Origin of the sequence: Sorangium sp. So ce327, assembly GCF_051530205.1 — a bacterium.
Classification (GTDB): domain Bacteria; phylum Myxococcota_A; class Polyangia; order Polyangiales; family Polyangiaceae; genus Sorangium; species Sorangium cellulosum_B.
The window spans coordinates 7,399,992-7,416,841 of the sequence record NZ_CP150330.1 but is presented as its reverse complement, the minus strand read 5'-3'; the positions used below and the strand labels follow the sequence as shown (position 1 = coordinate 7,416,841).

Sequence of the window (16,850 nt, the reverse complement as noted above, 5' to 3'; positions counted from 1 at the left end):
ACGGGGATGCGCGTCGCGCCGAGAAGCTTGCCCGAGGGGCGGGGGTTTTGTTCTATGCTCGTTCGGCCTGCGGGCGCTCCGCCCGCTGCTGACGGGGAAAGGAGCCTGCGATGAAAGAGGGATCGGTCGCGCCGAAAGAGCGCGTGAACATCACGTACAAGCCGGCCACCGGGAACGCGAAGGAGGACGTCGAGCTGCCGCTGAAGCTCCTGATGCTCGGCGACTACACGCAGCGGCCGGATCCGCGGCCCCTCGAGGACCGCAAGCCCATCAACGTGGACAAGGACAACTTCCAGAAGGTCATGAGCGAGCAGAAGCTCGCGCTCACCTTCAACGTGAAGGACGTCCTGTCCGAGCAGGAGAACAGCGAGCTCACGGTCAACCTCAAGTTCCGCCGCCTGAGCGACATGGAGCCCGAGGCGATCGCGAACCAGGTGCCGGAGCTCAAGAAGCTGCTCGATCTGCGCGCCGCGCTGACGGCCCTCAAGGGCCCGCTCGGAAACGAGAAGGCGTTCCGCAACAAGATTCAGCAGATCCTGAGCGACCCGGCTCAGCGCAACAAGATCGTGAGCGAGCTCGGGCTCGACAAGGAAGGGGAGTAAGCGATGGCGACGGAGACACAGGCCGCGGGGAGCGCGGGCGTCCAGACCCTCGAGGGGGGGTCGCTGCTCGACGAGATCCTCGCCGAGACGAAGATGACGCCCGGCGACGAGGGGTACGAGATCGCCAAGCGGGGCGTGCAGGCCTTCATCTCGGAGCTCGTCGCCCCGCGGCGCGAGGGCGAGAAGGTCGACAAGGCCTTCGTCGACGCGCTGATCGCGGAGATCGACGTCAAGCTGTCGCGGCAGATCGACGAGATCCTCCACAACCCGAGCTTCCAGAAGCTCGAGTCCGCGTGGCGCGGCCTCAAGTTCGTCATCGACCGGTGTGACTTCCGCGAGAACGTCAAGGTCGAGATGCTCAACTGCTCCAAGGAGGACCTCCTCGCCGATTTCGAGGACGCCCCCGAGGTGCCGAAGAGCGGGCTCTACAAGATCGTCTACTCGGCCGAGTTCGGGCAGTTCGGCGGCAAGCCGGTCGGCGCGATCATCGCGAACTACGAGTTCGGCCCGGGCCCCCAGGACATCGCGCTCCTCCAGAAGTGCGCAGCGGTCGCGACGATGTCGCACGCGCCCTTCATCGCGGCGGCAGGGCCGCAGTTCTTCGGCCTGAAGGACTTCCAGGGGCTGCCCAACCTGAAGGACCTCAAGGCGCTCTTCGAGGGGCCGCAGTACACGAAGTGGAACGCGTTCCGCGAGACCGAGGACGCGCGCTACGTCGGGCTCGTGATGCCGCGCTTCCTGCTCCGCCTGCCCTTCGGCGCCAACACCGTCCCGGTGAAGGCGTTCAACTACGAGGAGGACGTGGTCGGCAAGCACGACGCGTACTGCTGGGGCAACGCGACGTACGCCTTCGCCACCCGCCTCGCCGACAGCTTCGCCAAGTACCGCTGGTGTCCGAACATCATCGGCCCCCAGGCGGGCGGCTCCGTGGAGAACCTGCCGCTCCACCAGTACGAGGCGATGGGCGAGATCCAGACGAAGGTGCCGACCGAGATCATGCTCACCGAGCGGCGCGAGTTCGAGCTCTCCGAGGAGGGCTTCATCGGGCTCACGTTCCGCAAGGACTCGGACAACGCCTGCTTCTTCTCGGCCAACTCCGCCCAGAAGGCGAAGTTCTTCGGGCAGAGCGACGAGGGCAGGGCGGCCGAGATGAACTACCGGCTCGGCACGCAGCTGCCGTACATGTTCATCATGTGCCGCATCGCGCACTACCTGAAGGTGCTGCAGCGCGAGCAGATCGGTACGTGGAAGGAGCGCGGCGATCTCGAGAAGGAGCTCAACGACTGGATCGGCCAGTACGTCGCCGATCAGGACGTCGTCTCCGCGGCGACCCGCGGGCGCAGGCCGCTCCGCAAGGCGCGCATCATTGTGACCGAGGTGCCGGGGAACGCCGGCTGGTACAAGGTCGACATGCAGGTGCGCCCGCACTTCAAGTACATGGGCGCCTTCTTCACGCTGAGCCTCGTCGGCAAGCTCGACAAGGAGTGATCCGCCGGTCACGGCACCGCCGCCACGCGGGGGTGCCAGGCCGCGGCGCGGGGGTGCCAGGGCGCGCCGCCGGGGAGAAAGCTACCCTCCACGGCGCGCCGGACCACCGCTCCCCGCTTGGACGAGCTCGCCTGCCGGCGTAGGCTCGGGCCCATGAGAACGCTCTCCAGGATCTGCGTTTACTGCGGGTCGAACCCCGGCGCGTCGCCGGCCTACCGCGAGGCGGCCGTGCGGCTCGGTGAGCTCCTCGCGGCGAGAGGGATCGGGCTCGTGTACGGCGGGGGCCGCGTCGGGCTCATGGGCGTGATCGCCGACGCGGTGCTCGCGCGCGGCGGTGAGGTGATCGGCGTCATCCCGGGGTTCCTCAACCAGCGGGAGATCGAGCACCGCGGGCTGACCGATCTCCGCGTGGTCGAGACGATGCACCAGCGCAAGGCAGAGATGGCCGCCCTCGCGGACGCGTTCATCGCCTTACCGGGGGGCGTCGGGACGCTGGAAGAGCTGTTCGAGGTGTGGACATGGACGCAGCTCGGCTCTCAGGACAAGCCGGTCGGGCTGCTCGATGTGGCGGGGTATTACCGCCCGCTGATCGCCTTTCTGGATCACGTCGTGGCCGAGCAGTTCATGAAGCCGGCCCACCGCGCCGTGCTGCAGGTCGCCGAGGAGGCGCCGGCCCTCCTGGATCTGCTCGCCGCGTGGCGCCCGGGCGCCGAGCCCAAGTGGATGACGCCCGGCGAGCGGTAGGCGCCGCGGCGCCGTGTGATGCGCGCCGCGCTGAAACAGCCGCCTTCTGCGATCCTCGTCATCCGAGGGCGCCGCCCGTGGCCTCGGCGTCCCACAACCGCCCCGCCATCCACGAGAGCAGCAGCACACCCGCCGTGTCCGCCGCGAAATCGGCGAGCGACGAGGTCCGGCGCGGCGACAGCCCCTGCGCGAGCTCCTCGAGGCCGGCGCCGGCGAGCACGAGCGCCGGGCCGAGGCGCGGGAACAGGATCCCGCGGCGGAGCGGGCGGAAGTCGAGCGCCCCGTCGACGCAGGCGGCGAGCAGGCCGAAGCCCAGCGCGTGCATCGCGAGGTCGGCGTGCGGGACCGACGGGAGGGACGTGGGGAGCAGGCCCGTGTAGGCGCCCGCCGAGGCGGCGGCGACAAGCGCGAGCTGGGCGCAGAGCAAGAGGCGGAACTGGCTGCTTCGTGGGGTGATCATGTGCCCGGCATAACGGCGCTGCGCGCTCGGGCAATCCGCGGTGAGCGGCCTCCTCGGGAACTCCTCGCGCGCCACGGCTCCGCCACATCTCGTCCGCAGCGCCGCCTCGCGCGCCGGTCGCGCTTCGCGACGGCTGCGCGCTCAGAGCACGCGCGCGAGGACCACGACCGAGTAGCCGACCGCCGGCTGCTTGCCGGGGTTGTTGTACGAGTGGCGCTGATCGCCGCGGAACACGGCGACGTCGCCGGAGCCGAGCGTGAACCGCTCTCCGCTGACCACGAGCTGGAGCTCCCCCGACTCGCACGTCAGGTACTCGCGGGTGCCCGGGGTGTGCGGGACGCCCGTCATCCGCCCGCCCGGGGGGATCGCGATGCGATCCATCTCCATGCCCGGGATCGGGTCCGGCAGGAGCTTGCGGACGAACGCCTGCCCGGGAGAGCGCGTGGGGAGCGTGTCGCGCGCGTAGAGCTGGCACGTGGCGCGGGGCGCGGAGAGCATCTCCTCGATGGAGACCTGGAGCGCGGCGGCGGCCCGATGCAGCACGCCGAGCGTCGGGTTCGCCGCGCCGGACTCGAGGTGCGCCCAGGTCGCCCGCGGCACGCCGGCGAGCTTGGCCAGCTGCTGCTGCGTCAGCCCGCGCGCCTCGCGCAGCTGCTTGATGTTCTTCGCCAGCCGCCCCGCGAGCTCCGCGTCCTGATCCATGCCCGGAGATTAGCACTCTTCCAGGATATTGGCGCCCGCTCCAACGGGAGAACCCGCGCGGATTAGGCTGGTGTCGAGGAGGAAGGCACCATGAACGACGAATCGACCGGAAGCGAGGCGCTGATCCAGGCCGAAGGGAGCTCCCACCCGTCGCTCCCCCGCGCCGCGCGGGGCGAGCGGTTCGCGCCGCGGGCGGCGCTGGTCACCGGGGCGAGCCGCGGGCTCGGCGCCGCGCTCGCCAGGGAGCTCGCCCGGCAAGGGGCGAAGGTGGTCCTCGTGGCGCGCGAGCGCGCGCCGCTCGAGGCCGTCGCGGCCGAGATCGCCGCGCAGGGCGGGGAGGCGCACGCGCTCGCGGCGGACATCGGGGACAAGGGCCAGACGCACGCGATCGCGGGCGCGGCGGCGGCGCTGGTCGGGCCGATCGACCTGCTCATCCACAACGCGAGCACGCTCGGCAAGACGCCGCTGCCGATCCTGCTCGACACGGAGTGCGAGGATCTCGGGCGCGTGCTCGAGGTCAACGTGGTCGGCCCGTTCCGCCTGACGAAGGTGGTCGCCGGCGCGATGGCGCTGCGGCGGCGCGGGGTCGTCGTCCACATCAGCTCGGACGCGGCGGTGAACGCCTATCCACGGTGGGGCGCTTATGGCGCCTCGAAGGCGGCGCTCGATCACCTGAGCCGCACCTGGGCCGCAGAGCTCGAGGGGACGGGCGTCGCGTTCTACGCGGTGGATCCGGGCGAGATGAACACGCGGATGCACGCGGAGGCCATCCCCGACGCCGACCCGAGCACGCTGGCCGATCCAGCGGACGTGGCGAGGCGCATCGTCGCGCTCGTCGGCCGCGCCGGCGAGGTGCCGAGCGGCGCGCGCCTCGAGGCGGCGCGCCTCCAGGAGGCGCCATGAGCCCCGCCGTGTGGCCCCGCGAGAGCCCGCTCGAGGAGCGGCTCCTCCACGTCGATCCGCGGAAGGGGCGCCTTCGCGACGCGCGCATCGCGGATCTGCCCGCGCTCCTCGAGCCGGGCGATCTCCTGGTCGTCAACGACGGCGCCACGCTGCCGGCGTCGCTCCACGGCGCGACCGAGCGCGGCGCGGCGGTCGAGGTGCGCCTCATCGGCGAGCTGTCCGAGGGGCGCTACTCGGCCCTGCTGTTCGGCGCCGGCGACTGGCACACGCGCACCGAGGAGCGCCCGGCGCCGCCCGCCCTCGGCCCGGGGGACGCGGTGACGTTCGGAGACGATCTGTCGGCCGTGATCGAGCGCGTGTCTCCGGCCTCGCCGCGCCTCGTCGAGATCGCCTTTCGCGAGCGGGGCGCGCCGCTCTGGTCGGCGCTCTACCGGCGGGGGCGCCCGATCCAGTATGCGTACGTCGCGGCCCCGCTCGCGATCTGGCACACGCAGACGCGCTACGCGAGCCGGCCTCTCTGCGCCGAGCTCCCGTCGGCCGGGCGGCCGCTCGTCTGGGGGCTGCTGCTCGAGCTGCTCCGCCGCGGCGTGCGCGTCGCCTCGCTCACGCACGCCGCCGGGATCTCGTCGACGGGCGAGCCGGCCCTCGACGCCCTGCTCCCCTTGCCGGAGCGCTTCGACATCCCGGAAGAGACGGTGACGGCGGTGCGCGAGGCCAAGGCGCGCGGGCGCCGCGTCATCGCGGTCGGCACGACGGTGACGCGCGCGCTCGAGGGCTGCGCTGCCCAGCACGGGGGTGAGCTCCAGGCCGGGCCGGGGGTCACCGACCTGGTCCTTCACCACGGCTTCCGGCCGAGGGTGGTCGACGGGCTCCTGACCGGCGTGCACGATCCGACGGAGAGCCACTTCCGGCTCCTCGAGGCGTTCGCGCCTGCCTCGCTGCTCCACCGCGCGAACTCCTATGCGGAGGAGGCAGGGTATCTCTGTCACGAGTTCGGCGACTCCTATCTTGTTCTGAGCTGACGCGGGCGACGGAAAATCATCGCGCGGAAACCACGGCGAAACCCCTGTCCGCACATCATCCACCGCGTTGCGTGTCGGGCTCGGCCGGCGCGGCGAGCCCGAGCGCAGCCGCCTTCCCGGGCGCTCTCGTGACGGGAGGGCGTGTGGTACGGCCGCCCGCCGTTCGGGTCGGTGGGATTCGTCCGGCGTTGCCGTCGCCTCGGAGCGATCGATGGAAGGAAATCCGGTTCGGGTGAGTTTCGTCGCAGGTTCCGCCGGGGAGTGGCGGGTCGAGCGGATGATCACGGTGCGAGGCGAGGAGATGCCCGCAGCGCCGCGGCTGCAGCGCGTCGAGGGGAGCAGCTTCGTCGCGCCTCCGGGAGCGGCCTGGGTCCTGAACGGCGTGAGGAGCAACGAGCGCTACGTCGAGCTCGAGGAGAGAAAGCGCCTCGTCGCCGTCCAGGAGGACCTCGGCCGGGCGTCGAGCTCGCAGGCGGCGCTGATCCCGCTCAGGAAATCGAAGGCGTGGTGGGCGCTCGCGCAGGACGAGCGGCGGGCGATCTTCGAGGCGAGGTCGCGCCATATCAAGATCGGGCTGGAGTACCTGCCGGCCGTGGCGAGGCGGCTCTACCACTGCCGGGATCTCGGCGGCCCGTTCGACTTCCTGACCTGGTTCGAGTTCGCCGAGGGCGACGCCGGCGCCTTCGACGAGCTCGTGGGCAGGCTGCGCGAGACGGAGGAGTGGTCCTACGTGGAGCGGGAGATCGAGGTGCGGTTGTCGAGCGCATAGTACGGAGTTGCCGAGGGATGCGTTGATGGAGGGTGAACCGTCGCGATAGGGTGCTTCCCTGGAGCTGCGAGCCGAACCCCGCGTCCGCTTCGTGTCCACCCTGTTGCCCGCCCGCGCGTCGTGCCCGCGGAGCGGGCGGGGCAGCCCTGCGAGATCCGTGATAATTGTTGAGCTCGCCAGCTCCCCTTGGTACCCTCCTCAGCGGAGGCGGTCGCCATGGGAAACGTCGATTTTCTCTGGGATGGCAGGCAACTCCGCGATATGGCGGCGTTCGATAGCTACCTGTCGACGCTCGGCAAGCGGGGCCCCGCGTGGGTGAAGGGCATCGTCATTCACCACACGGAGGGATCCCGCAAATCGTGGAATGGGAACGTCGACATGCCCAATCTCATGGCGACGTACAAGGCCAAGCCCAAGTGGACCGCCGGCCCCCACCTCTTCAATGCGCCGGATGGCATCTGGGTCGGCACGCCTCCGAATCAGGTGGGCATCCACGCCGGGGAGTGGAACGCCCGGACGCTCGGCATCGAGATCGTAGGAAATTACGACAGAGAGACGATGTTGCCGGATCTCCGTAACAGGGCATTCTGCATGATCCGCTCTCTGATGCGGTGGTGCGAATTGCCCTTCAACGACATCACGGCGAACACGGTGCCTGGGCATCGCGAGTGCTCGTGGAAGGACAAGACGACCGGTACGATCATGTATCCGCCTACGTGGGACGGCAAAGGGATCAAGACGTGCCCGGGCCGGAACACCGATATGAACGTATTTCGAACCGACCTGGCCCGCTTTCTGAGGACCTACCGAGCGTCGTCGACCGGAGCCAACGTCTACAACGTGGATGCTCCGTCGCGCCCTCGGAAGATCGTCGGCAAGCTGAACCGCGCAGCGCTGGTCCAGGTCACGAGCTTCACCTACGGTGGTAGCTGGGCGCTGCTCGACTCCAAGATCCCGCGCATGGCGGGCGTGCCCAGCGGCCTCATGTACGTGGCGAAGAGTGACCTCACGGACATCACCGAGTCCCCTGGCGCTTCGAACGCCGTGATCCTCCAGGCCGACGCCTGGTCCACCTCCCTCTGTGGCCGGTGACACCGCCGGAGGGCGCGGATCGCCGCGTGGCGCGATCCGGGGCTCGACGATCGGTGGCGCGACGGACCCGGGCGCGGCGCTCCTCGGGGTCGAGGGGCAGGCGGTCGAGCAGAGCGCCCGCATCGCGCTCGTCGGGCCCGTCTGAAGTCTTTTATCGCCTCGAGGTCTGCTGCACCCCGAGAGCACGCCGACAAAACCAAGAAGGCGGCCAGGTCGCCCCGGGCGCTCTCTGCGCCGTCGCGATCACTCGCAGACGTGCGTCGTCGTGTTGCACGTGGCCGGCGAGGTGCAGCTCGAGTCGTCGTTGCACTCGACGCACGTGCCAGCCGCGAGCCCGCTGCCGCACACCGTCTTGCCGGGCAGGCCGTCGGCGGCGCAGTCGGTGCCCGCCGGCGCCGTCGAGAAGCTCGGCATGGCCGGCGTGCCCGTGCACGCGAGGTCCGTCAAGCAGACGGTCGCTGACACCGGGACATCGGTGACGTCATCGTCCGTCGTGGTGCCGCCGGCGCCGTTGCACACGCGCTGCTGGCAATCGCCCGGCGTCTGCCCGGACGGCACCACGGTGCCCGCTGCGTAGCGCTGGCAGGCGCCCGCACCGTCGCAGGACCCGTTGGTCCCGCACGACGCCGCGCCCGTGTCCGGGCACTCGTTGTCCGGATCGCCTCCGGTCGCGATGTAGTCGCAGACGCCGTCGGAGCCGCCGAGCTTCTTGGCCGCGGAGCACGCCTGGCAGGCGCCGGTGCACGCCGTGTTGCAACAGACGCCGTCAACGCAGCGCGCGCTGGCGCACTCGGCGTTGGTCACGCAGGACGCGCCGTCCGGCTTGGCCGCGCAGGTGCCGCCGCTGCAGAAGCCCGTTGTGCAGTCGTCCGCGACGCCGCACGTCTGCCCGACACCGCACCTGTCGCACGCCGGAGCGCCCTGGAAGGACGCGCCGCCGCAGTCGACGTCGGTCTCGTCGCCGTTCTTGTCGGTGTCCATGCAGCTGGGCGTCGCGCACAGGCCGGCCGTGTTGCAGTAGCCGCTCGCGCAGTCCGAACCGAGCGTGCACTCCAGGTCGTCGGCGCAGGGCGCGCAGCCGGAGCCGGCGTCGATGCCGCCGCAGTCGACGTCGGTCTCGCTGCCGTTCAGCAGGCTGTCGGTGCACGACACGTTGACGCACGTGTGCGTGCCCCCCGGATCGCAGAGCTGGGGCGCGGTGCAGTCGGTGCCCGAGAGGCAGCCGACGCAGGCGCCGCTACCGTCGCAGACCTTGCCGCCGGTGGTGCACCTCGTGCCAGCGGTCTTCGGTGAGCTGCCCGGAGTGCCGCCCGGGCACGTGCCGACGTTGCATTCGTCGTCGGCCGGCTTGTCGGTGTCGTCGCGGATCGACGTCGTGCCGCCGTTGCCGTTGCAGACCTGCTGCTTGCAGTCACCCGCCGCCTGGCCCGCCATCGTGACGGTGCCGTCGGGCACGTTGGTCGTACCGCAGCACCGCGCTTCGCACGTGGCCTTCACGCACTCCGTGGCCGGGGCCGGGCAATCGCCGATCGTGTCGCACGGTGTCGCGCCGCCGGGGCATGCCATTGCGCCACCGGTGCCATCCGAGCCGCCGTTGCCGCCCGAGCCGCCGGTGCCATCCGAGCCGCCGGTGCCATCCGAGCCGCCGGTGCCGCCGGTGCCATCCGAGCCGCCGGTGCCGTCCGAGCCGCCGGTGCCATCCGAGCCGCCGGTGCCGCCCGAGCCGCCGGTGCCTGACGACGAGCTAGCGCTGCTGCTCGTCGTCGTGCCGCCTCCGGAGCCACCGGCGCCGCCGGCGCCGCCGGCGCCGCCCGTGTCGGAGATCCGGCTGCGATCGACGGCGACGATGAGCTCGCAGCCGGTCAGGTTCACCGTGAGCGCGCCCGCCGCGAGCACCAACGCAGGGAGGAATGTCGTTTTCTGGTTCATGCCAACAAGCACATTGGCCAGGGGCCAGACCTGACCAGGGGCCGAGCCTACAGCAAGATGCCCAGGGAACCGCAGGTTTTCTCTGACGATGCCCGAGATGGGAGAGCGCGCGCCCGGCGCCTGGTCCACCGCGGGAGGGGGACGCGGCCAGGTCGCGCCCTTGACGGCCGCTCGTTCATGAGTAAATAAACATTTACCTGATGCCGGGAGACGAGAAAAAGGAGACGCGGCGGGCGCTCCTCGACGCCGCCGCCGAGGAGTTCGCGCGGCATGGGCCTGACGGGGCCCGCGTGCACGCCATCGTGGGGCGCGCCGGGGTCAACGAGCGCATGATTTACCATCACTTCGGGAGCAAGGAGGGCCTCTACCGCGCGGTCATCGAGGACCAGTGGTCCGGCCTCATGGAGGGGTGGCGGCCGGCGCTCGAGGCGTCGGCGGCGCTCGAGCCGCGCGAGGGGCTCTGGCACGCGTTCACGATGTTCTTCCGGCTGCTCCTCTCGCGCCCCCTGTGTATGCCGCTCGCGATGCACGAGGCGATGAGCGGCTGGCGAGCCGCGCCGCCAGCGACGCTCGCGATGCTGCCGTCGGAGCTGCGCGATCTCTACGAGCGAGGTCAAGCCGCAGGGGTGTTCCGGCGCGACTGCGAGTTCGAGCTCCTGTACTGCACCGTCGTCGGCGCGCTGGCCGGGATCGGCATCTTCGGGCCGCGCTTCTCGGACCTCCGGGCGCGCCTCTCGTGCGATCTCGAGCTCGCCGCGCGCCTCGGCGAGCAGACCGTGAGCCTCGTGCTGGATGGCGTGACCACGCCTGAATGGGGCGGCCGCGCGGGCGCATCAGAGGCCACGTGACGTGAGCCTCGTTCGTCCGTCGCCGCCCGCAGGTCGTCGCTGAACAATCGTTGTCAATCGATCGTTGCTCGACAAGGAGAACGGGTATGAATGTCGATGTCGTCATCGTGGGCGGCGGTCCGACCGGGTTGATGCTGGCTTGCGAGCTACGGCTGGCCGGCGTGCGCCCCGTCGTGCTGGAGCGGCTGCCCGAGCCCACGGGGCTCTCCAAGGCGCTCGGCCTCGGCGGGCGCGCCGTGGAGATCCTCGACCACAGGGGCCTCCTCGAGCGCTTCCGCGGGCAGCAGAGCGCCGCAGAGATGACGCGCTTCGTGCACTTCGGCGGGATACCGCTGGCCCTCGGCGGCGACCCCCCGCGCGTCTCCAGGCGCTTCCTGAGCATCCATCAGGCGCGCATAGAGGCGCTGCTGGAAGAGCGGGCGCGCGAGCTGACGACGGAGATCCGTCGAGGTCACGAGCTCATCGGGCTCGATCAAGACGGGGAGGGCGCGACGGTCACGGTCCGAGGCCCGGACGGCGACTACCCGCTTCGGGCGCGCTTCGTCGTGGGGTGTGACGGCGGCCGCAGCGCCGTGCGCAAGCTGGCCGGGATCGGCTTTCCTGGACTCCCGCCCTCCCGGCTCCTGCGCCTCGCCGACGTCACGCTGGCCGAGGGCGCGACGGAGGACGGGCACCTCGTCCTCTCCGGCGGCCGCCGCGTTCGGTTCGGGCTCGGCGGGATCGCCCTCGTTCCCCTGGGAGCGGGCGTGTTTCGCGTGGTCACGTCGGAGCCGTATCCGCCGGACTTCGACCGCGACGCGCCGATGACGCTCGACGAGCTGCAGGCCAGCGTTCGCGCGGCGCTCGGCGAGGATCTGCCCGTCCGCGAGGCGCGGTGGCTGTCTCGGTTCACCGACGCGAGCCGCCAGGCGGAGACGTACCGCGCGGGCCGCGTGCTGCTCGTGGGCGACGCGGCGCACATCCATCTCCCCGCAGGCGGGCCAGGCCTCACCACCGGATTGCAGGACGCGGTCAACCTCGGCTGGAAGCTGGCCGCGGAGGTCCACGGCTGGGCGCCGCCGGGGCTCCTCGACACCTACCACGCGGAGCGGCACCCCGAGGGCAAGCGCGTGATCATGCACACGCGGGCGCAGGGCGCGCTGATGATGCGGGACGAGCGCGTCGCCGCGCTGCGCGAGCTGCTCGGTGAGCTGCTCAAGCACGAGCATAGCCTGCGGTATGTCGTCGAGATGCTGGACGCGGCCGACGTCCGTTACGAGATGCCGACCGAGCCCGGCGAGCAGCATCCGCTGCTCGGGCGCTGGGCGCCGGACGTCGCGCTGACCACGCAGAAGGGGGAGACGCGGGTCGCGCAGCTCATGCACGGGGCCAGGGGCCTGCTGCTCGATCTGACCGGCGGCGCCGCGCTCGGCGGCGTGGCCGCGCCCTGGGGCGATCGCGTGGACGTCGTGAGCGCGCGCTGCGCCGCGCTGCCGCGCCCCGCGGAGGCGCTGCTGATTCGCCCCGACGGCTACGTGGCCTGGGCGGCCGCGGCAGGTGAGCCCGAGGCCCCCGCCCACCGCCGGCTGCGCCGCGCGCTCGCCGCGTGGTTCGGCGCGGCCTGCGGCAGCTCCGCGGCGGCCTGAGCCGGCGGCGTGCAGCGCCGGCGCAGATCCGGTAGAGGGCATCGCCCATGGCCGAGCCGTCCGAGACCCCTTTCGATCTGCTGGGCGGCGAGCCGGCGGTGCGCCGGCTCGTCGAGCGCTTCTACGACCTCATGGGCCGCGACGAGCCGGCGCTCGCGCGCCTCCACGTCTGCGACGAGGGCGGCCAGGTTGCCCGTGAGAGCCGCGACCGATTCGCGCTCTTCCTGATCGGCTGGCTGGGCGGGCCGCAGGACTACATCGCCGCGCACGGCCACCCGCGGCTGCGGATGCGCCACGCGCGCGTCCCCGTCGATGTGGCGATGCGCGACGCCTGGATGCGCTGCATGCGGGCGGCCATGGCCGAGCTCGACGTGCCCGCGCCGCTCCGCGCCTTCCTCGACCAGCGCTTCGCCGAGGTGGCGGACTTCATGCGAAACCGTCCGGGCTGACGGGAACCGCCGGCCGGCGCGGCGAGGCGCGCGCGTCTGGACGCCCCCATCGCTCCCCGATTTCCGTACGATACGTCGTCCGCTCTCTGAGGTCGCGCGAATCGCCTGCCGCCAGCGCCGCAGAATCCGCGGCGCCACGGCAGGCGTGCGGCGCCTGGAACCCGTGCGGGGAACGATGTCCCAACCGAACGAGCACCCGATGACCAAGCCCACGCTGCCGGACGAAGGGCGCGCGCTGCGGCAAGGGAGCACCCGCGTCGATGACGCGCCGGATCGGCAGGGGCCGCGCACCGGGCGGCGCAGCCCGTGGCCATGGGTAAAGCGCCTCCTTGACGAGCTGCATCCGCGCGTTCGGCGGCTCCTGGGGCCCTACTGCGTGATCGTCGCGGCGGTGCTGTTCAGGGTGCCGCCGAAGCTCGTCACCTCGGCACGCTGCTGACGATCCTGCAGTCGTGGGAGTCCGCCGAGAGGCCATCGAGGGACGAAGCCGTGTACCCCGACATCGGTCGGCTTCGCGCGCTCGAGGCCGAGTGGATCCAGGCGCGGCGCCGCGCGGCGAACCTGAAGCACGAGGCCGCGGGCGACGGCGATCCGCGCGGCGCGCACCTCGTCGGGCTATCGCTCTCCGGCGGAGGCATCCGCTCGGCGACCATCTGTCTCGGCTTCCTGAAAGGGCTCGCCACGGTCCCGACGAAGAGCGGTGAGGTGATCCTCAGGTACGTCGATTACATGAGCTCCGTGTCCGGCGGCGGCTGGGCGGGGGGCGCGCTCACGGCTCGGACGTCCGGCCCTCGGCCGGAGGGGGACGCGGAGCGTGAGCGCCGCTTCGACCCGCTGGAAGCCGCGTCATGGAACCGCCTCCTCGACAGGATCCGCCTGCGAGGCGACTACCTCATCCCCGGCGGAATCGGCCTCACCGCGAACACGCTCCAGCCCCTCCTCATGATCTTCGTCGGCGCGATCGCCAACGCGCTGTCGCTCCTCACCGCCGGGTTCGCGGCGATCGTGTTCCTCCACCACTCGAGCGCGAGATCGCCGAAGGCCTTCCTCGCGCGTGTGGTCGAGCACGGCGTGACCGCGGTGGTCTGCCACGTCGACGGAGCGCGATCTCTCTTCTTCACCACCGCCTCTGCTGAGCCAGGCACGTTGCCTGACGCGATCGCAAAACAGCTCCCCGTGCTCGACCTCCTCGTGTTCGTCCTGGCGCTGATAGGGGGTGTCCTTCTCGCCGCCCTGCTCGTCATGTACCTCGGGATCCTCTTCTCGTGGCCGTCCGTCCACGAGGCGGGGACCTGGCTCGCCGCTCGCGCGGCGCTGCTCGTGGTGCTCACGGGGGGGCTCCCTGCTTGCGCTGCGGGCCGACCCCCTGCTCACCCTCTTCGTGCTGTGCGCTGCCCTGGCCGCCGCGCTCGCTGTCCTGCTGAGTCGCCTGAAGCGCGAGCAGCTCCTCGCGGTCATCGGGGTCGCCATCAGCGGACAGGTGTTCGCGCTCAGGTTCACGGATCTCTACGATGTCGTGAAGGGCGTGACGTCGACATGGGCGAGCATGCTTGACCAGCTGCTCTTCGCGCCGATCAAGCTCGCTCGGTCGATCGACGGGCTCGTCCACGTGCCTGTCCAGCAGGACCCGATGAAGGTCGTCGAGCTGACGTTCGGGGCGACGCTGTGCCTGGTGTTCATCGGGCTCAGCTTCCTGACATCGAGGAACTACGCGGGGATCAACAGGTTCTGGGCCAACCAGATCCGCCGTGCCTACCTGTCGCTGCCGGGCGACTCCGGTCGGGCAGCCAGCGATTCGCCCTCCGCCTGGCCGCTCGCGGCGCTGAGGCCCTCGAACGAGCCGCGCGTCGAGAGGACGTACGCGGCGGACCCGGCGCCCTGGAACCTGGGCGGGCCGCGCCGCGGCGCGCCGCTCCACGTCGTGACCGCCACGGTCAACACCCCGGGGTCGGACGACCCCGTCCTCTACAAACGGGGCACGGCGCGGTTCGAGTTCAGCCCCTATGCCGTCGGCGGGCCCGCGACCGGGTGGGGGCCGGCCGAGGCCTATGGCGACGCGCTCACCCTGGCCCATTCGATCGCCATCAGCGCCGCAGCCGTGAACAGCCAGGGCGGCACGTTGATCCCGCGGTGGGCGCGCGTCGTCCTCACCCTGCTCAACTGCGGTCTCGGCGTCTGGGTCCGGAACCCGCGCTTCGCGAGGCGCGCCGGCGAGCAGCTCGTGCTCTTCCGGAGGTGGGCGCACTTCTGGAGCGCCTATCACGTCAAAGAGATCTTCGCGCGGAACAAGGAGAGCGACACGCTGGTCTTCGTCTCCGACGGCGGTCACCACGACAACCTGGGGCTGACCACGCTCGTCGAGCGAGAGTGTGAGCTCATCCTGTGCATCGACGCCGGCGCCGATCCCGAGTGGACGTGCGACGAGCTCGCGAAGGCGGCGCGCATCCTGCGCGTGGACCGCGGGCTGAACTTCGAGCTGAAGCGCGAGGACCTCGAGCGCGTTCGCCCGAAGGATCCGCGAGGTACCTGGGAGCAACGCACCCCGAGCACGCCGATCCTCGTGGGGAAGTTCAAGCCGGATCCGGGCGAGAAGACCGAGGCGACCAAGGAGGTCACGGTGGTCTACGTCAAGGCCGGCCTCTTGCCGGGACTGCCGCTCGACGTCCAGCGTTATGCGGAGTCTCACCCCGAGTTTCCGCACCAGACGACCGCGGATCAGTTCTTCGACGAAGCCCAGTTCGAGGCGTACCGGCTGCTCGGTGAGGCGCTCGCTCACGAGGTGGTGCGCACGCTGGACGACGCGACGGGGAGCGCGGGCAAGACCTGGGCGAGCACCGTGGAGGACCTTCGCCCCGAGCCCCGCGCCGTCGGACCAGGCGACGTCGCCAGCCGCGTCGCTCCGGGCTGAGCGCGGCGAGCGTGGCGCGGGTGAAGATCTCCGCGTGGATGCGTCGCGCAGGCGTGGACGCATCGCGTAAGCGTCGCTCGGTCGTTTTCTGCGCCGTTGGCGCAACGATTTCGTGAATCCTCCACCCCGCGCCGGGGCTTCTCCGGACGAAAGAAAGGTGGAGGAGCTCATGAAACGTAATGTGGGGAACATGGATCGGGTGCTGCGTGGTCTGGGTGCGCTTGCGCTGCTGGCGTGCGCCTGGGCGGCGCCGCTGACGCTCGCGACGCGCCTCGCCGTGTTCGGTCTGGCGGGCGTGTACATGCTGTTCACGACGCTCTCGGGCACGTGCTTCGGGTACGCTCTGTTGGGCAGATCCACATGCCCGCTCCAGCGGAGCTGAGGCGCTGAATGGACGCATCGAGATCCCACGATCCGGTCTTCACGGCGGCGGCGCTCGGCGATGACGGCGCGCTGGAGCTGCTCGTCCGCGCCTACCACGACCGGGTGTACCGCTTCGGGCTGCGCGCGTGCCGCGACGCCTTCGACGCCGACGATGCGGTCCAGGAGGCCTTCACGAAGCTCGCTCACCGCCCCGAGGTGGCGCGCGATCCGGGCGCCCTCTCCTGGCTGATGACGGTGGTCCGGAACGCGTGCCTGCGCATGCTTCGCCCCTTCGCGCGGGAGCGCTCGCGGCTGGGGGACCGGGTGGACGACATCGATGCGGTGCCATCGGGCGATCTCGACCCGCAGGCAGCCTTCGAGCGCTGGCGGCTGGTCCGCGCCGTGCATGAGGCGATCGCCGCGCTGGAGCGGCCCTATCGGGAGGTGCTCGTGCTGCGCGACGTCGAGGGGCTGACGGGCGAGGAGGTGTGCCAGAGGCTCGGGCTCGGCGAGGCGGCCATGAAGAGCCGCCTGCACCGGGCGCGGCAACTGGTGCGGCGGGAGGTCCTCCGGCAGGAGGGCGCGCCTTCCGCCTCGGGGGTGCGGGGAGGGGAGGAGAGGAGGAACAAGCCATGTTCGTGAGCAGGAGCCTTGTGGAGCACGTCGCGCGCGGGGCGATCTTCGTCGCGGCCCTCGTGGCCTCGGTGCTCGTCGCGCGCGCTTCCCTCTGGCTGGCGATGGCGCTGCTGCCGGTCGCGCTGGTGGCGGTGGGCGGATGCCCGATGTGCTGGACGCTGGGGTTGATCCAGATGGTCAGGGCCAGGGCGCGAGGGGAGCACCTCGAAGAGCCGTGCGACGACGGCGGATGCGCCTGGGCGCCGCCGCAGAGCCGCCGGTGAGCTAGCGCGAAGCGCTGGTCCCGAGGGCGCGCTCGGCGTATGGACAC

General features: G+C 71.1%; 19 protein-coding genes. 16 read left to right on the top strand and 3 right to left on the bottom strand.

Features of this window, described 5'->3' with window-relative positions:
• Nucleotides 1–110: 110 nt before the first annotated feature.
• From tssB to WME95_RS27770, 3 genes are all read left to right on the top strand, one after another.
• Nucleotides 111–602, top strand: a complete 492-nt coding sequence (gene tssB, locus WME95_RS27780; protein ID WP_012237614.1) for a type VI secretion system contractile sheath small subunit — start codon at nt 111–113, stop codon at nt 600–602.
• A 3-nt stretch (nt 603–605) separates the two neighbouring features.
• On the top strand, nt 606–2,090 hold the full coding sequence (tssC, locus tag WME95_RS27775; RefSeq protein ID WP_437541406.1) for a type VI secretion system contractile sheath large subunit: 1,485 nt from the start codon (nt 606–608) through the stop codon (nt 2,088–2,090).
• A gap of 153 nt (nt 2,091–2,243) precedes the next feature.
• The gene (locus WME95_RS27770; protein ID WP_437902398.1) at nt 2,244–2,834 is read left to right on the top strand and encodes a TIGR00730 family Rossman fold protein; all 591 of its coding nucleotides are present in this window, start codon (nt 2,244–2,246) and stop codon (nt 2,832–2,834) included.
• A 58-nt stretch (nt 2,835–2,892) separates the two neighbouring features.
• Here WME95_RS27770 and WME95_RS27765 read toward each other — a convergent pair whose 3' ends face one another.
• Together WME95_RS27765 and WME95_RS27760 are read right to left on the bottom strand one after the other, a co-directional pair.
• Nucleotides 2,893–3,294 (bottom strand): hypothetical protein, encoded by a 402-nt coding sequence (locus WME95_RS27765; protein WP_437902397.1) that lies wholly within the window; start codon nt 3,292–3,294, stop codon nt 2,893–2,895.
• 141 nt (nt 3,295–3,435) lie between these two features.
• Entirely contained in the window at nt 3,436–3,996 is a 561-nt protein-coding gene (locus WME95_RS27760; RefSeq protein ID WP_437541399.1) for a helix-turn-helix domain-containing protein, read from the bottom strand.
• Between the two features lie 90 nt (nt 3,997–4,086).
• Between WME95_RS27760 and WME95_RS27755 the strand changes: the two genes are divergently transcribed.
• The 4 genes from WME95_RS27755 to WME95_RS27740 all read left to right on the top strand — a co-directional run bounded on the left by WME95_RS27755 (nt 4,087) and on the right by WME95_RS27740 (nt 7,782).
• On the top strand, nt 4,087–4,899 hold the full coding sequence (locus tag WME95_RS27755; RefSeq protein WP_437902396.1) for an SDR family NAD(P)-dependent oxidoreductase: 813 nt from the start codon (nt 4,087–4,089) through the stop codon (nt 4,897–4,899).
• Complete coding sequence (locus tag WME95_RS27750) at nt 4,896–5,921, top strand: S-adenosylmethionine:tRNA ribosyltransferase-isomerase (protein ID WP_437902395.1); 1,026 nt, start codon at nt 4,896–4,898, stop codon at nt 5,919–5,921. Before WME95_RS27755 ends, WME95_RS27750 begins: the two co-directional genes overlap by 4 nt.
• A gap of 211 nt (nt 5,922–6,132) precedes the next feature.
• Nucleotides 6,133–6,690, top strand: coding sequence for a chlorite dismutase family protein (locus WME95_RS27745; protein WP_437902394.1), 558 nt, complete (start codon nt 6,133–6,135; stop codon nt 6,688–6,690).
• A 216-nt stretch (nt 6,691–6,906) separates the two neighbouring features.
• Nucleotides 6,907–7,782 (top strand): peptidoglycan recognition protein family protein, encoded by an 876-nt coding sequence (locus WME95_RS27740; RefSeq protein ID WP_437902393.1) that lies wholly within the window; start codon nt 6,907–6,909, stop codon nt 7,780–7,782.
• Between the two features lie 243 nt (nt 7,783–8,025).
• Here the strand turns inward: WME95_RS27740 and WME95_RS27735 are convergent, their stop codons facing one another.
• Nucleotides 8,026–9,711, bottom strand: a complete 1,686-nt coding sequence (locus WME95_RS27735) for a hypothetical protein (protein WP_437902392.1) — start codon at nt 9,709–9,711, stop codon at nt 8,026–8,028.
• Between the two features lie 200 nt (nt 9,712–9,911).
• On the opposite strand from WME95_RS27735, the gene WME95_RS27730 reads away from it, so the two are divergent.
• The 9 genes from WME95_RS27730 to WME95_RS27690 all read left to right on the top strand — a co-directional run bounded on the left by WME95_RS27730 (nt 9,912) and on the right by WME95_RS27690 (nt 16,803).
• Nucleotides 9,912–10,559, top strand: a complete 648-nt coding sequence (locus tag WME95_RS27730; RefSeq protein WP_437902391.1) for a TetR/AcrR family transcriptional regulator — start codon at nt 9,912–9,914, stop codon at nt 10,557–10,559.
• Between the two features lie 86 nt (nt 10,560–10,645).
• Nucleotides 10,646–12,184, top strand: coding sequence for an FAD-dependent monooxygenase (locus WME95_RS27725; RefSeq protein WP_437902390.1), 1,539 nt, complete (start codon nt 10,646–10,648; stop codon nt 12,182–12,184).
• A 47-nt stretch (nt 12,185–12,231) separates the two neighbouring features.
• Nucleotides 12,232–12,633 carry a group II truncated hemoglobin gene (locus WME95_RS27720; RefSeq protein WP_012237604.1) on the top strand — a complete coding sequence of 134 codons (402 nt, stop codon included), beginning with the start codon at nt 12,232–12,234 and terminating at the stop codon, nt 12,631–12,633.
• Nucleotides 12,634–12,832: 199 nt separating this feature from the next.
• Nucleotides 12,833–13,072 carry a hypothetical protein gene (locus WME95_RS27715; protein ID WP_437902389.1) on the top strand — a complete coding sequence of 80 codons (240 nt, stop codon included), beginning with the start codon at nt 12,833–12,835 and terminating at the stop codon, nt 13,070–13,072.
• A gap of 50 nt (nt 13,073–13,122) precedes the next feature.
• The gene (locus WME95_RS27710; RefSeq protein ID WP_437902388.1) at nt 13,123–14,187 is read left to right on the top strand and encodes a hypothetical protein; all 1,065 of its coding nucleotides are present in this window, start codon (nt 13,123–13,125) and stop codon (nt 14,185–14,187) included.
• Nucleotides 14,114–15,541 carry a hypothetical protein gene (locus tag WME95_RS27705; RefSeq protein ID WP_437902387.1) on the top strand — a complete coding sequence of 476 codons (1,428 nt, stop codon included), beginning with the start codon at nt 14,114–14,116 and terminating at the stop codon, nt 15,539–15,541. Before WME95_RS27710 ends, WME95_RS27705 begins: the two co-directional genes overlap by 74 nt.
• Nucleotides 15,542–15,710: 169 nt before the next feature.
• Nucleotides 15,711–15,923, top strand: a complete 213-nt coding sequence (locus tag WME95_RS27700) for a YgaP family membrane protein (RefSeq protein ID WP_437902386.1) — start codon at nt 15,711–15,713, stop codon at nt 15,921–15,923.
• An 8-nt stretch (nt 15,924–15,931) separates the two neighbouring features.
• Complete coding sequence (locus tag WME95_RS27695; RefSeq protein ID WP_437902385.1) at nt 15,932–16,546, top strand: RNA polymerase sigma factor; 615 nt, start codon at nt 15,932–15,934, stop codon at nt 16,544–16,546.
• Nucleotides 16,537–16,803 carry a hypothetical protein gene (locus WME95_RS27690; RefSeq protein WP_437902384.1) on the top strand — a complete coding sequence of 89 codons (267 nt, stop codon included), beginning with the start codon at nt 16,537–16,539 and terminating at the stop codon, nt 16,801–16,803. The genes WME95_RS27695 and WME95_RS27690 overlap by 10 nt, the downstream gene beginning before the upstream one ends.
• The last annotated feature ends 47 nt before the right edge of the window (nt 16,804–16,850 follow it).